This is a genomic window from Thioalkalivibrio sp. HL-Eb18 (assembly GCF_000364985.1).
Classification (GTDB): domain Bacteria; phylum Pseudomonadota; class Gammaproteobacteria; order Ectothiorhodospirales; family Ectothiorhodospiraceae; genus Thioalkalivibrio.
Genome location: NZ_KB822962.1, coordinates 155,636 through 170,224, shown reverse-complemented (window position 1 = coordinate 170,224; position 14,589 = coordinate 155,636). Strand labels below are relative to the sequence as shown.

The window sequence follows — 14,589 nt, the reverse complement described above, 5'->3', positions numbered from 1 at the left end:
GGGTGAAGATCGTGTTAATAAGCGACACTGTGGCATAAACAATACGCCCGACCGGGGAACCCGCGCACCGGCGACGAGTCCTCCGAAGAGCAGGCTGACTCGAGGCCTGTGGCGACGCAGCCGCGAATGGGAGGGACCGTGGTGGAGCGACGAGTGGATAGGGCGTTCTCTGGCAAGCTACGGTGGCCCCTGTTCGCCGGCCTGCTGGTCGCGGGCTCGACGGGGCTCGCCGAAGACGACGTGCCGGTGCTCGACCCGGTGGAGATCACGGTGACCGCACCCAGGCTGGCCACCCCGCTGGCGGACCTGCCGGCGGCGGTATCGCGCGTGGACGAACGCCAGGCCACCGAGGGTCGCCAGGGCCTGCAGCTGGACGAATCGCTGAACCGCGTGCCGGGACTGTTCGCCCAGAACCGCTACAACTTCGCGCAGGACGCGCGCATCTCCATCCGCGGTTTCGGCTCGCGGGCGCCGTTCGGGGTACGCGGGCTGCGCATCCTGCAGGACGGTATCCCCGAGACCACCCCGGACGGCCAGTCACAGGTGGACGCGATCGACCTGCTGAACCTGCGCGACATCGAGGTCCTGCGCGGGCCCAGCGCCGCGCTGTACGGCAATGCCTCCGGCGGCGTGATCTCGGCGCGCACCCGCGACGGGCGCGACCCGCGCGGCTTTGGCGGCGGGGTCATGCTGGGCAGCTACGGCTATCGCCGCGCCGAGGCGATCGCCGAGCAGGATCACGGGACCCATCGCTACTCCCTGACCGCGCACGACTTCGCGATCGACGGCTACCGCGACCAGTCCACCGCCGAGAAGCGCTACCTGCGCCTGCACACCGCCTCGGAACTGGAGGCGGGAACGCTGAACTTTCACCTGCGTTACCTCGATGCCCCGCGCACCGACGACCCCGGCGGACTCACCCGCGACGAGATGCGCGATAACCGGCGCGCGGCCGCACCCCTGGCCACGGCACTGGACAGCACACAGGAGGCCGAACAGCTCACCACGGGGCTGCAGTGGGAACAGTCGCTCGGCCCCGGCGAGCTGCGCCTCGGCGCGTTCTGGACCCAGCGCGATTATGCGCAGCAACTGCCATTCCCCGGCGACTCGCGGGTGGCCTACGAGCGAGACTTCTACGGGCTCAACGCCCAGTACGAGCAGGCCATCGGGCCGACCCGGGTGCTGACCGGTATTGATGTCGAGGAACAGCGCGACGACCGCACCCGGCGCTGTTCAGCCGGACGGTTTTTTGACCGCGATCCTGACGCACGCGAGTGTTCGGCAGATCCCGAAGATCCCCTAACTGACCTCGCGCTGGACCAGCGCGAGCGCGCCCGCTCGCGCGGGGTGTTCGTACAGACCGACACCGCGCTGGGGTCCGACTGGAACATGGTGCTCGGCGCCCGTCATGACCGTATCCGCATGTCCATCGATGACCACTTCTCCGACCGGGTGGGCGAACCCGATCGTTCGGATGCACGGACCTTCCGCGAGACCAGCGCAATGGCGGGGCTGATCTGGCACTTCCGCCCGGAGTACCGGGCCTACGTGAACGTGGCCACCAACTTCGAGACACCCACCTTCACCGAGTTCGCGAACCCCGAGGGCGGCGGTGGATTCAACGCCGATCTCGACCCCCAGCGGGCGCGCAGCATCGAGGTCGGAATCCGCCGCGAGACCGGTCGCCTGGCCTGGGATGCCTCGGTCTACGCGACCCGCGTGCGCGACGAGATCGCCCCGTTCGAGGAGCCCAACGTGGACGGTCGCACGTTCTACACCAACGCCGGCCGAACCGCGCGCAACGGCTTCGAGCTGGCGATCGACTGGGCCGCGACAGAGCAATGGACGCTGTCCAGCGCGCTCAGCCTGAACGACTTCCGCTATCGGGATTTCGTGGACCAGCAGGGCGAGCGGCGCGACGGCAACCACCTGCCCGGCCTGCCACGCGAGCAGCTGTTCGTGGAGGCCGACTGGCGTCAGGGGCCTTACTTTTTCACCATCGATGCGCTGTACACAGGCGGGTGCTACGTGAACGACGCCAACGACGAACGGGTGGGCGGACAGACCACGCTGAACCTGCGCGCGGGCCGCCACTGGCAGGATGGCAATGCCCATGTCGAGGCCTTCGTGGCCGCGAACAACCTGCTGGATGCGGACAACGTCGACAACATCCGCATCAACGACGGCAACCGCCGCTACTACGAGCCGGCCCCGGGCCTGACCCTGATGGCCGGGATGCGCATGACCTTCGGCCGGTGAGCGGGCCGCGGCCGGTGCGGTTCGCTGCGCTCACGGCACCCTACGAACCCCCGTCGCGGAACCATTACCGGAGGATGCACTGAGCGCAGCGAACTGCATCGGGAAAGGGTGACCAACTAGTCGCGCCGCCCGGGCCCCCCCGGCGGTTCTTTCGGCTCGATCTCGTCGAGCCGCCCCTGCTCGATCTTGCGCAGGGTCTCGGGGTCGGTCGGATCATCGTCCTCCCAGTCATGTCGGCGGTAGACCGGGAACGGGTCGCGACGGTACAGGAACCAGCCGCAGACCGCGCCCACGACCGCGCCGAACAGGTGCGCCTCGAACGAGACCTTCGGGCCGCTGGGGAAGACACCCCACAGCATGCTGCCGTAGAGGAACAGGATGATGATGGCCACCGCGATGGACAGCGCATCGCGGCGACGAATGCCGATCACTACAGCGAAGAACATCAGGCCGTGGGTCAGGCCCGAGGCGCCGATGTGGAGCCCCTCGCGGGCGAACAGCCAGACCCCCAGCCCGCCCATCAGCCAGATCAGCGGGACCGCAACGCGCGTGGCCCGCGGGAAGCCGTAGAGCGTGAGCATTCCGAGCACCCACAGGGTGGGCACATTGGCGAGCAGGTGGCCCCAGGAGCCATGGATCAGCGGCGAGGTGACGATGCCCAGCGCTCCGACCGCGTCGCGTGGCAGGATGCCCAGCCGCGACCAGTCCCCGCCGACCAGGTCATGCAGGGCATGGATCACAATCAGGATGGCGGCCCCCAGCATGGGCCAGAGCAGCGCACGTCGAATCCGCTCGCGCTCGGCCCGGGGGTCGGCCGGGGGTGCCGGCCGGCGAAGGTTCATCATGCGCCTAGCCTGCCACGCCCCGGCGCGAGGTCCAATTTCTCCAACCTCCTGGCGCCGATTGCGGTGCCGGGGCTAGTGCCCGCCCGGCCCCAGATCGGCGCCCTTGTCGTGCAGGGCGAGCTTGTCGTGGAGTTCGCCGCTCTCGCCGCCCGGGGCCTTTACTTCGACCTCCATGCCGTTGCGGCGGAACTTGCCGACGACCTTGTCGATCGCCGCTACCGCCGAGCTGTCCCACAGCGAGGCGCGGGTCACGTCGATCTCGACGTTATGGATGCGCTCGCGGTAGTCGAAGCTGTCGATGAACTTGTCCACGGCCACGAAGAACAGCTGGCCGCGCACGGTGTAGATACGGGTCTTGCCATCCTCCGACAGGTCGCTTTTCACGTCGACCGCCTTGACCATCTTGCGCGCGAAGAAGATCGCCGAGAGCAGCACGCCGGCGAATACGCCCAGCGACAGGTCGTGGGTGATCACGGTGGTGCCGACGGTCACGATCAGCACAGTGGCGTCGGTGCGCGGCAGCTTGTGCAGGGTGGTCAGCGAGCCCCAGTCGAAGGTGGCGATGGAAACCATGATCATCACCGCGACCAGCGCGGCCATCGGGATGATCGAGACCAGGTCGCCCAGGAACACGATGAAGATCAGCAGGAAGATCCCCGCCGACAGCGTGGACAACCGCCCCAGCCCCCCGGACTTGATGTTGATCACCGACTGGCCAATCATCGCGCAGCCCGCCATGCCGCCGAAGAAGCCGGTGACGACATTGGCAATGCCCTGGCCCTGGGCCTCTCGGTTCTTGCCGGAGGGTGTGTCGGTCAGGTCGTCGAGGATGGAGGCGGTCAGCAGCGACTCCAGCAGGCCGACGATCGCCAGCGCGAAGGCGGTCGGGAAGATGATCTGCAGGGTCTCCCAGTTCAGCGGGATGTCCGGGAACAGGAATACCGGAAGGCCGTCCGGCAGCTCGCCCATGTCGCCGACCTCCAGGGTCGGCAGGCCCATGAAGTAGACCACGACGCTGAGCACCACGATCGCGACCAGCGGCGGCGGCAGCAGTTTCGGGTAGCCCGGGATCATCGGCAGGCCGTAGAGGATGATCAGGCCGGCCGTGACCAGCGCCCACATGGTGGTGTCGCCATCCACCAGGTAGGGCACCTGGGACAGGAAGATCAGGATCGCCAGCGCATTCACGAAGCCGACCAGCACCGTGCGCGGGATAAACATCATGTAGCGCGCGAGCTTGGCCCAGGCGAACAGGATCTGGATGATGCCGGTCAGGATGGTCGCGGCCAGCAGGTATGCAGTCCGTGCTCGGCGATGAGTGTCACCATCAGCAGGGCCATGGCCCCGGTCGCGGCCGAGATCATGCCGGGGCGTCCTCCCGCGAAGGCGATCACCACGGCCATGGTGAAGGACGCGTACAGGCCCACGCTCGGGTCCACCCCGGCGATGATGGAGAACGCGATCGCCTCCGGGATCAGGGCCAGCGCGACCACGATCCCGGCAATCAGGTCTCCGCGCACATTGAACAACCAGATCTTGCGCTGGCGGGAGAGGAAGTCTTGTAGGGTCTGCTGCACGATATGGTCCCCAATACCCATGCGCGCCGAAGCCGACATGCGTCGGGATCAACGGGTGAACGAACAGGTACCAGAGACTTGTGCGAAGTAGCCGGGCCCGGTTGCCACCAGTGGATGGCGCGGTTGCAAGCGGTTCAATGCCGGTACAGACTGAAACCGCCAGGAAAGGCGACAAAGTCTAGCACTTCATAAGCCCGTCCTGAAGTTTGCCGCCCCGCTCAAGCCTTTGCCGGGGCTCTTCCATGCGTTCAATTGGGGATCTTCATGCTGCAGCGCGTCATCATCGCCGTCGACTTCTCGCCCGCCTCTGCCGCGGCGCTGGCCGTTGCGCGCCAGCACTGCCCGGGGGCGAAGAAGCGGTTGCTGTATGTGATGAAGCCGTCGGACGTGGCAGGGCCCAGTTCGGCTGGTGCGTTCAGTGGCGCCGGCTCCTCACCCCTGAATGCCAAGGACATGCGCCACTCGGCGGAAGACCGGGTCCGCGCACAGCTCGAGGCGTGGGCCGAGGCGGACGACGAGGTGGCCGTGGCCATCGGCAGTGCGCCGGAGGAAATCTCGCGCCACGCCGAGGAGTGGGGCGCGGACATGATCGTAATGGGGACCCGCGGGCGCAGTCAGATCGCCAACATGCTCTCCGGTTCCGCGACCGAGTGGCTGGTGCGCAACGCCCGGCTGCCAGTGCTGGTGGTACACGACGTACCCCTGTCCGACTCGATGAAGGAGAAGCTGCCCCCGGAGGGCGCGGTCAACTGACCACGCAGCGGGGCCTCAGGACGAGCAGCTCAGCTGGATGCCAGCGGCCCAGACGGGCGGCAGGTCCGCGTAGGCCTCGAACTCGGGCTGCTCGTCGAACGGGCGCGCGAGGATGGCCTGCAGCCGCAGCAGCTCGGAGGTATCGCCCGCCTCGGCCTGCTCGATCGCGGCCTGCGCCAGGTGGTTGCGCAGGATGTATTTGGGATTGACCGCATTCATCGCCGCCCGGCGCGCCTCGAACGGGCGGGCCTCCGCCTCCAGGCGCGCCTGATAGCGCGACCACCACGCGCGCCAGGCGGCCGCGTCCTCCAGCTCGGCCTCGAGCTGTTCGCGGATCTCGGGCTGTTCCAGATCCGGCAACTGGCGGAAGAAGCGCGTGTAGTCGACGCCCTCCTCGGCCATGCGCGCCAGCAGGTCGTGGATCAGCTCGAGGTCCCCTTCGCGTTCCTCCACCAGCCCCAGCTTCGTGCGCATGCGCGTCAGCCAGGCCTGTTCGAATCGCGGCATGAAGTCCATCAGCAGTGCCTTGGCCCGCTCGATCGCGGCCTCGCGGGTGGTGTCCTGGAAATGGATCACCAGGGTCTCGGCCAGACGGATCAGGTTCCACTGCGCGATCGCCGGCTGCTGGTCGAAGGCATAGCGGCCGCCCTGATCGGTGTGGTTGCAGATGTAGCCCGGGTCGTAGGCATCCAGGAACGCGAACGGGCCGTAGTCGATGGTCAGACCCAGCAGGCTCATGTTGTCGGTATTCATCACCCCGTGACAAAACCCGACGGCCTGCCAGTCGGCGATCATCTCGGCGGTATTCGCGATCACCTGTTCGAGCATCGCGGCCACCGGGTCTTCGGCGTCCGCCAGTTCGGGGTAGTCATGCGCCAGTGCATAGTCGATCAGTTCGCGCAGGCGTTCGCTGTAACCGCTGTAGTGGAAGTATTCGAAGTGCCCGAAGCGCAGGAAGCTGGGCGCCGCACGCAGCACGATCGCCCCCGGCTCCACGCGCTCGCGCAGGACCTGCAGGCTGGAGCCGTACAGGGCCACCGCGCGGGTGGTCGGCACGCCCAGCGCAGCCATCGCCTCGGAGATCAGGTACTCGCGGATCGAGGAGCGCAGCACCGCGCGGCCGTCGGCGCCGCGCGAGTAGCGCGTGCGCCCGGCCCCCTTCACCTGCAGTTCCCAGTGTTCGCCGGTGGCGGTACGGACCTCGCCCAGGAGTTTTGCGCGTCCGTCCCCCAGCTGCGGCACGAACACACCAAACTGGTGCCCGGCATAGACACTGGCGAGTGGCTCGGGGCCCTCCATCGGATGCCCTTCGGTGCAGGCCCCCAGCCAGGGCTGGCGGGCCAGGTCGGTCTCGGCCAGCCCCAGGCGCTGGCACATCCCGGGGCTGGTCGCCAGGCACGTGGCATCCGGGAACGGGGCTGGCGCCGGACGGTCATAAAAGGCCTCCGGCAGACTCGCAAAGCGGTTCACCCATTGCAGTTCGGGGGTGCTGGGCGCTGGGGCTTCGGCGCGGGACATCGATACCTCGGCAGATCGCGGCTTCAGGCGTTATGATGCGCGACGATTCGATTTTGCACCTTTGGGCCCACACAGCCCGGGTGTTCCGTCACGCGGGCACGGCTTTCATGCGATGTGCCCCATTTCCGGGAGGAGACTCGTGACCGAGGAGCAGGACAACAAGAATCAGGGTGGCCTGAAGAACAGCGAACGCCTGGCCTGGCTGGGTTTCATGCTGTTTTTCGTCATCATCCTCGCCATCTACATCGCCCGCGCAACAGGCCTGGAGCAGGATGTGACCGAGGCCCAGCGCGAGCTGTACCAGACCCAGGTGCAGCTGCAGGAGTACACCCGGCACGAGATCCCGCGTCCGGTCGAACTGGGCCTGACGAACGCGCATATCCAGGACCTGCAGCGCCGCGGCATGGCGCGTGCCGAGGAGCGCCTGCGAAACGATCTCATGCAGCATCCGGAACTGATCCCGCACGAGGCCGAGGGCGACGAGGGCTTTGCGTTCCGGCCCGATGGCATCCACGTGCTGAACCACCGCTGGGTACTGGCGAACTTCGAGGGCGACGATGCCCATGGCCAGGTGCTGCTCGGCTACGAGGTGGTGCACGGAAACGTGATGTGGGAAGTCATCGACTCGACGCTGGCCTACTGACGGTCCTGGTAAATCAGGTGGTGCGCCTTCGCACCACCTCGACCGTGTTTCAGCCCATCGTGCTTGCAAGCTGCTCACGGGCGGCCGCGACCTGGCGCCGGACCTGCTCCGGGGCTGTGCCGCCGATCAGGTTACGGGCGGCGGCTGACCCCTCAGGGGTCAGCACGGTATAGACATCGTCGCCCACTGCATCACTGATGGCCTGCAGATCGGCCAACGGCAACTCCGCCAGATCAACTCCGCGCTCCTGCGCGACCCGCACTGCGCGACCTACGACCTCGTGGGCATCGCGGAAGGCCACCCCACGCCCGACCAGGTAGTCGGCGAGATCGGTCGCGGTGGCAAAGCCCTTGCGCGTGGCCGCCAGGGTGTTCTCCGCGCGCACCTCCAGGTTGGGCACCATGTCGGCGAACGCGCGCAGCGAGCCGAGCAGGGTGTCCACGGTGTCGAACAGCGGTTCCTTGTCTTCCTGATTGTCCTTGTTGTAGGCCAGCGGCTGGCCCTTCATCAGGGTCAGCAGGGACATCAGGTGGCCATAGACCCGGCCGGTCTTGCCGCGCACCAGTTCGGGCACGTCCGGGTTCTTCTTCTGCGGCATGATCGACGAGCCGGTGCAGTAGCGATCCGGCAGGTCGATGAAGGCGAACTGCGCGCTGGTCCAGAGGATCAGCTCCTCGGCCTGGCGCGACAGGTGCATCATCAGCGTCGCCGCGGCGGCGGTGAACTCGATCGCGAAGTCGCGATCCGAGACCGCGTCCAGCGAGTTGCGCGTCACCCCGTCAAAGCCCAGCAGCTCGGCGGTGTACTCGCGGTCCAGCGGATACGGTGTGCCGGCCAGCGCGGCCGCGCCCAGCGGGAGGATATTGACCCGCGCGCGGCAGTCGACCAGGCGCTGGGCATCGCGCTCCAGCATCTCGTACCAGGCCAGCATGTGGTGCCCGAAGGTCACCGGCTGCGCGGTCTGCAGGTGGGTGAAGCCGGGCATCACTGTCGCGGCCTCGCGCTCGGCCAGATCCACCAGCCCGCGCTGGTAGCCCCGGATCAGGCCCAAGATGTCGTCGATGGCGGCGCGCAGCCACAGGCGGATGTCGGTCGCCACCTGGTCGTTGCGCGAACGGCCGGTGTGCAGCTTCTTACCGACATCACCGATGCGCTCGATCAGCCGCGCCTCGATGTTCATGTGCACGTCTTCGCGGCCGATCTGCCAGTCGAACTCGCCGGCGGCGATCTCGTCGCGGATAGCATCCAGCCCCTGCAGGATCTGTTCGGCCTCGGCGCCGGTCAGCACGCCGACCTTCGCCAGCATGCGCGCATGCGCCTGCGAGCCCTGGATATCCTCACGGTAGAGGCGCTGGTCGAACTCGACCGAGGCGGTAAAGCGTTCGACAAAGGCGTCGGTGGGCTCGGAGAAACGGCCGCCCCAGAGCTTGGCATCGCCCTCGGGGGCCGGGGCCTGCGGCTTGTCGCGTGCGGAATCCTGCGTCATGGTGCACCCTGAACCGGGTTGGAAAGACACGGAAGTATAAGGGAGACGCGGCACAGTGTCCCCCGCAGAACAGGGATGGACGGCACCCGGAGGGGAGACGGGTCGTGAAGGCAGAAAAGCCGGACGACGAGACCAACGAACTGACGCGCCAGTCGCCGCTGCCGGATTTCTGCAGCGCCGAGACGCTGTTGCGTGTGTTGATGGTCGCGGTATTGCTGGCCCTGGCCGTGACCCTGCTGCGCGGGGGCGGGCAGGACTGGGTGCCGGGGCTGGCCCTGCATGCGCTGTTCATCTTCTGGGTCGCGCTGACCAGCCTGCTGATCCTGTGTGCCGGCAAGCGGCTGCTGGTGCGCCTGCCCTTGTGGGGGCAGATTGTCCTGCCCCCGCTGGTGCCGATCGCCAACACGGCGGCGGTCTTTCTGGGGGCCGAGGGGCTGCAGCTGGCCGACCCGGCCTGGCGCTGGCCGGCGATCGCGGTGGCCACGATCCTGAGCCTGGTGGCGATGCATTACCTCTACCTGCAGGCGGCCTGGCAGCGGGAGACCCAGGCCGTCTCCCGTGCCCGCGAACAGGCGATGCGGGCACGGCTGCGCCCGCACTTTCTCTACAACAGCATGAACACCATTGCCGGGCTGTGCCGCAGCGACCCTGCGCGCGCGGAACAGGTTACCCTGGATCTGGCCGATCTCTTTCGCGCCACCTTCGCCACGGAGGACCGTCAAACCCTGCGTGAGGAACTGGAGCTGGTACGGGCCTTCCTGAACTTCGAGCAGACCCGCTTTGGCGAACGCCTGCAGGTGGAATGGGATTGCCCGGATCAGGCCGGCCTGGATGTCAGCGTGCCCACCCTGATCCTGCAGCCGCTGGCGGAAAACGCGATTCAGCACGGCATCGGGCCGGCCCGGGGCCCCGGCTTCGTGCGCGTGCGCTGTCGGCTCGACTCCGGCACGGTCATGCTGGCGTTGACCAACAGCTTCGACCCGGAGGCGCACAGCGAGGGAACGGGAACTGCCAGCGATGCCGTGCGCCTGCGCCTGCATCATGCGTTTGGCGATCGGTTCCGCTTCGAGGTTGACGCGCGGGAACACGAATTCGAGGTCCGCATTCGACTGCCACTGGAACGGGGGAAACGTCATGTCGACTGAAGCCTTGCGCGTGCTGATCGTGGACGACGAACCGATCGCGCGCCAGCGCCTGGCCGGGATGGTCAGCGACGCCGGACACCAGGTGATTGGCCAGGCGGCCGAGGCGATCGGGGCCCGTGATGCCATTACCCGCGAGGCACCGGATCTGGTGCTGCTGGATGTCGAGATGCCCGGCGAATCGGGCATGGAGCTGGCCGCCGAGATCGGCTCGCAGCGACCGGACCTGATGGTCATCCTGGTAACCGCACACGACCAGTTCAGCCTGGAAGCGTTCGAGGCCGGGGTGCGCGACTACGTGCTCAAGCCCGTGCGTGGGGAGCGCCTGACCCAGGCCCTGGAGCGCGCGGCTCGGCACAAGGCCAGACCTTCGGCGCCCGCTCCACGGACGGTTCGCCTGACCATCGGGCGGCGCGAGGAACGGGTATCCCTGGACCGTATCGCCTACTTCACGGCCGAGGACGGCTATGTGATTGCGCGCGGTGAGCAGCTCGAGGGATTTGTGGATACGCGACTGCACGAACTGGAATCCCGGTTCGGTGAGGCCCTCCTGTGCGTGCGCCGGGGCTGCCTGGTGGTGCGCATGGCGATCCGGGGACTGGAGACGCGCGGCCCAGCCGATCACCGCCTGTTGTTTCACGGCAATGTCGATCCGGTCGCCGTCAGCCGCCGCCAGCTGCCACAGGTGAGGGCCTTCCTGCGCGGCGATCGCTCATAACGGTTACCGGTAACCCCGCGATCCGGGAGGGTTCGGGCCACCGCAGCGAAACCGTTATACTACGGCGCTTTATTCTCCAGCCGCCGGACCCCGCATGAAACCCCTGCGTATCGCCACTCGAAAAAGCCCGCTCGCCATGTGGCAGGCGGAACATGTCGCCGCGCGCCTGCGGGCGTTGTACCCGGATCGGCCCGTGGAACTGGTCGGCATGACCACCCAGGGCGACCGTGTGCTCGACTCGCCACTAGCCCGCATTGGCGGTAAGGGGCTGTTCGTGAAGGAGCTGGAGATCGCGATGCTGGAGGATCGTGCGGACATCGCGGTGCATTCGGTCAAGGACGTGCCGATGGAGCTACCGGCGGACCTGGTGCTGCCGGTGATTCTCGACCGGGAGGATCCGCTGGATGCGTTCGTCTCCAACACCTATGCCCATGTCGACGAGCTGCCCGAGGGGGCACGCGTGGGTTCGTCCAGCCTGCGCCGCCAGTGCCAGCTGCGGGCGCGGCGGCCGGACCTGCAGATCACCGATCTGCGCGGCAACGTGAACACGCGGCTGGGCAAGCTGGATGCCGGCGAATATGACGCGATCCTGCTGGCAGCCGCCGGGCTGAAGCGCCTCGGGTTCCACGAGCGCATCCGCGCCCGGCTGGAACCGGCAGTCAGTCTGCCGGCAGTAGGCCAGGGGGCGATCGCCATCGAGTGCCGCGAGAACGACGCGGAGATCGCGGCGCTGATCGCACCCCTGAACGACGGCGACACCTCCGACCGCGTGCGTGCCGAACGCGCATTCAATCGCCGCCTGGAGGGCGGCTGCCAGGTACCGCTGGCCGCCCATGCGACCCTGGACGGCGACCGGCTGCACCTGGACGGTCTGGTCGGCGCGGTCGATGGCAGCCAGCTCTTGCGACGCCAGGTGGAAGGGCCGCGCAGCGACGCGGAGGCCCTTGGGGTGCAGCTGGCCGAACAACTGCTGGAACTGGGGGCCGGCGAGCTGCTGGCCGCCGCCCATGCCGAGAACGCAGCCTCCACGAAAGGATCCTGAAGATGGCCGAGCTGGATATCATGAAGCCCACCGCCGACGGCCCCCTGAACGGCTGGGGGATCCTGGTCACGCGGCCGGCGGCGCAGGCCGAGGAGTTCTGCGCCTTGCTGGCCGACGATGGCGCCGAGGTGATCCGCTTTCCGGTGCTGGAGATCCTGGCGCCCAGCGACCCGACCAATCTGCGCGCGGTGCTGGATCAACTGGAATCCTTCGACATCGCGGTCTTTATCAGTCCGAACGCGGTACAGCGGGTGCTGAACCTGGCGCTGGCCGACCGCACATGGCCCGAAGGGACGCGCATTGCGGCCATCGGCAACCGAACCGCGAAGGAGCTGAAGGGCTTTGGGCTGAACGTGGAGATCGCCCCGCCGCGGCGCTTCGACAGCGAGGCGTTGCTGGAACAACCGGCGATGCAGGATGTGGCCGGCCAGCGCGTGGTGATCTTTCGCGGCGACGGCGGGCGCGAATACCTCGGCGATACGCTGAAGTCGCGCGGCGCGGAGGTCACCTTTGCCGAGGCCTATCGGCGCGGGCGCCCGGAAGGCGATACCGGCGCGCTGATGTATGCGTTCTCGCGCGACCAGATCGACATCATCACCATCACCAGTGGCGAGGGCCTGCGCAATCTCTACGAGATGGTCGGCAAGCTCGGGCGCATGTGGCTGCGCAAGACGCCGCTGGTGGTCGGTTCCGAACGCATCGGCGAGATCGCGCAGGAGCTGGGGTTCAAGGCCGCGGTGGAGGTCGCCGAGGACCCGACCGATGCCGCGATGCAGCAGGCGGTACATCGCCTGGCCGCGCAACTCGCGACTAGTTAGCGGCCTCGTGGGGCGCAGCCGGCTCGAAGCTGTCGTAGTAGAGCTGCTCGGTCGGTAGTCCCGCGGCGAGGAAGGCATTGGTCGCCGCCTCGATCATCGCCGGCGGGCCGGCCATGTAGACATCGAATCCGGACAGGTCCGGGTATTCGGCCAGTACCGCGTCGTGGGGCCAGCCCGCGACCGCCGGGAACCCGCCCGCCATGTCCGCCGGTACATCGGAGAGCACCGGTGTGAAACGGAAGTGCTCGCCATGCTCGGTGCTCATTTGGGCGAGCCAATCGGGGGCGTAAATCCCCTCGGCACTGCGCGCGCCCCAGAACAGGTGGTGCGGGCGGTCGAAGCCCTCGACCGCCAGATGATCCAGCATCCCCTTGAGCGGGCCGAAGCCCGTGCCGCCGCCGACGAACAGGCGCGGACGCTCCGATTCCTCGTCGACAAAGAACGTTCCGAGCGGCCCCTCGATACGCAACAGCGCCTTGGGCTGCATCTCTTCGAACACCATCTTCGAGAAGCGTCCACCCTCCAGGTTGCGCACATGCAGGACCAGCTGCTCGTCGTCGTGCGGGGCATTGGCCAGCGAGTAGCTGCGACGCCCGCCGCCCTTGAGCAGGACATCCAGGTACTGTCCGGCGAGAAACTGCATGCGCTCGGTTGCGGGGAGCTGCAGGCGCAGCTCCATCACATCGTCGGCCAGGCGGTTGAGCTGCGCGACGCGACAGGGCAGCGTCTTCACGACGATGTCCTTGGCCGCGCCGATCTCGCGCACCTCGATCTCCAGATCATCCACCGGGACCGCCTGGCAGAACAGGGCCCAGCCATCGGCCATTTCCGCTTCGGTAATACCCGGCGGCTTTTTCGGCCCGTGGTCGACTTCGCCCGCGAGGACGCGGCCCTTGCAGGACCCGCAGGCGCCATTGCGGCAGCCATAGGGAAACGCAAAACCCTGGCGCAGCGCGGCCTCGAGTACGGTCTCGTCGTCCTCGACCTCGAGCTGCTGCCCGCTGGGCTGGATGATCACGTCAAAGGCCATGCGCTGCTCCCGCTGCTGATCCAACAAGGGGGCTTATTGTCGCCACGGTCCGGGCAAACGCAAGCAACCCCGGAAGCGGCATGTGGCGGTCCCGGGGGGTGCATTCCGCGGACGGGATGGGGCAGACTCGGGGGCGCCAATCACAGGCAGGGAGAAAGGAATGCAGGGAGCAAAATGGACGGCCGCACTGGCCGCTGCCGGGCTGATGCTGCTGGGCGGATGCGCGGCCAACGAAACCCGTGAAACGGACGCGGGGGCCGATACAGGGGCCGAGGCCGCCGCCGAGGTCACCGATCCGGAGGTGATCGTCGCGGTGCCCGAGCGCTTCGCCTATAGCGACGATGCAACGGTGTCCGAGGCCATTCGCCGCGAATGCGAGCTGGAGGAACGCTTCCCCGGCTTCGTGCAGGAATTCGGCGCGCGCCATGATGTTCGGGTCGAAACCGGAGCGAACGTGAGCCCCGGTGATGCGGGGAAGGTCCTGGTGGTGAAGATCACCCAGGCCCGCAATGACGGCAATGCCTGGTCCGGACACCGGTCCCTGGCGGAGGCCGAGGGCACGCTGTACGAGAACGGCGAGGCGGTGGCCGAGTTCACCTCGCGCCGGGTCTCCGGTGGCGGGGCATTCGGCGGGTTCAAGGGCAGCTGCTCGGTGATGGGGCGCACGGTACGGGCCATGGGCGCCGACATCGCGTCCTGGGTACGGCTACCCGAGGACGGCGCACACCTGGGTAACTAGGACCCTGTCGGGCGGGGCT

12 protein-coding genes and 1 pseudogene are annotated in these 14,589 nt (G+C 67.6%); 8 read left to right on the top strand and 5 right to left on the bottom strand.

Annotated features, from left to right (window positions below; translation table 11 throughout):
- The first annotated feature begins 126 nt into the window (after positions 1–126).
- Positions 127–2,259: a TonB-dependent receptor gene (locus tag F813_RS0103525; RefSeq protein ID WP_231289536.1), complete on the top strand. Its 2,133-nt coding sequence runs from the start codon at positions 127–129 to the stop codon at positions 2,257–2,259.
- 116 nt (positions 2,260–2,375) lie between these two features.
- Here the strand turns inward: F813_RS0103525 and F813_RS0103520 are convergent, their stop codons facing one another.
- Entirely contained in the window at positions 2,376–3,104 is a 729-nt protein-coding gene (locus tag F813_RS0103520) for a rhomboid family intramembrane serine protease (RefSeq protein WP_017925581.1), read from the bottom strand.
- Positions 3,105–3,176: 72 nt separating this feature from the next.
- Positions 3,177–4,681 (bottom strand): annotated as a pseudogene (locus F813_RS13525) (SulP family inorganic anion transporter).
- A gap of 264 nt (positions 4,682–4,945) precedes the next feature.
- Between F813_RS13525 and F813_RS0103510 the strand changes: the two are divergent.
- Positions 4,946–5,434 (top strand): universal stress protein, encoded by a 489-nt coding sequence (locus F813_RS0103510; protein ID WP_012981434.1) that lies wholly within the window; start codon positions 4,946–4,948, stop codon positions 5,432–5,434.
- Positions 5,435–5,449: 15 nt separating this feature from the next.
- Here the strand turns inward: F813_RS0103510 and F813_RS0103505 are convergent, their stop codons facing one another.
- Entirely contained in the window at positions 5,450–6,952 is a 1,503-nt protein-coding gene (locus F813_RS0103505; protein WP_017925579.1) for a YdiU family protein, read from the bottom strand.
- A 139-nt stretch (positions 6,953–7,091) separates the two neighbouring features.
- Between F813_RS0103505 and F813_RS0103500 the strand changes: the two genes are divergently transcribed.
- Complete coding sequence (locus tag F813_RS0103500) at positions 7,092–7,595, top strand: hypothetical protein (RefSeq protein WP_017925578.1); 504 nt, start codon at positions 7,092–7,094, stop codon at positions 7,593–7,595.
- A gap of 49 nt (positions 7,596–7,644) precedes the next feature.
- On the opposite strand, the gene argH is transcribed toward F813_RS0103500, so the two are convergent.
- Positions 7,645–9,081: an argininosuccinate lyase gene (gene argH / locus F813_RS0103495; protein ID WP_017925577.1), complete on the bottom strand. Its 1,437-nt coding sequence runs from the start codon at positions 9,079–9,081 to the stop codon at positions 7,645–7,647.
- Positions 9,082–9,185: 104 nt separating this feature from the next.
- On the opposite strand from argH, the gene F813_RS0103490 reads away from it, so the two are divergent.
- The 4 genes from F813_RS0103490 to F813_RS0103475 all read left to right on the top strand — a co-directional run bounded on the left by F813_RS0103490 (position 9,186) and on the right by F813_RS0103475 (position 12,801).
- A complete protein-coding gene (locus F813_RS0103490) occupies positions 9,186–10,226 on the top strand; it encodes a sensor histidine kinase (protein WP_017925576.1) in 1,041 nt (346 codons plus the stop codon).
- Positions 10,216–10,941: a LytTR family DNA-binding domain-containing protein gene (locus tag F813_RS0103485; RefSeq protein WP_017925575.1), complete on the top strand. Its 726-nt coding sequence runs from the start codon at positions 10,216–10,218 to the stop codon at positions 10,939–10,941. The genes F813_RS0103490 and F813_RS0103485 overlap by 11 nt, the downstream gene beginning before the upstream one ends.
- A gap of 94 nt (positions 10,942–11,035) precedes the next feature.
- On the top strand, positions 11,036–11,983 hold the full coding sequence (gene hemC, locus F813_RS0103480) for a hydroxymethylbilane synthase (protein ID WP_081601279.1): 948 nt from the start codon (positions 11,036–11,038) through the stop codon (positions 11,981–11,983).
- 2 nt (positions 11,984–11,985) lie between these two features.
- Positions 11,986–12,801, top strand: a complete 816-nt coding sequence (locus F813_RS0103475) for a uroporphyrinogen-III synthase (RefSeq protein WP_017925573.1) — start codon at positions 11,986–11,988, stop codon at positions 12,799–12,801.
- On the opposite strand, the gene F813_RS0103470 is transcribed toward F813_RS0103475, so the two are convergent.
- Complete coding sequence (locus F813_RS0103470; RefSeq protein WP_017925572.1) at positions 12,794–13,831, bottom strand: CDP-6-deoxy-delta-3,4-glucoseen reductase; 1,038 nt, start codon at positions 13,829–13,831, stop codon at positions 12,794–12,796. The two genes, F813_RS0103475 and F813_RS0103470, sit on opposite strands and share 8 nt — an antisense overlap.
- 160 nt (positions 13,832–13,991) lie before the next feature.
- Here F813_RS0103470 and F813_RS0103465 point away from each other — a divergent pair, with 160 nt between their 5' ends.
- Positions 13,992–14,570, top strand: coding sequence for a hypothetical protein (locus tag F813_RS0103465; protein WP_017925571.1), 579 nt, complete (start codon positions 13,992–13,994; stop codon positions 14,568–14,570).
- Positions 14,571–14,589 lie beyond the last annotated feature (19 nt).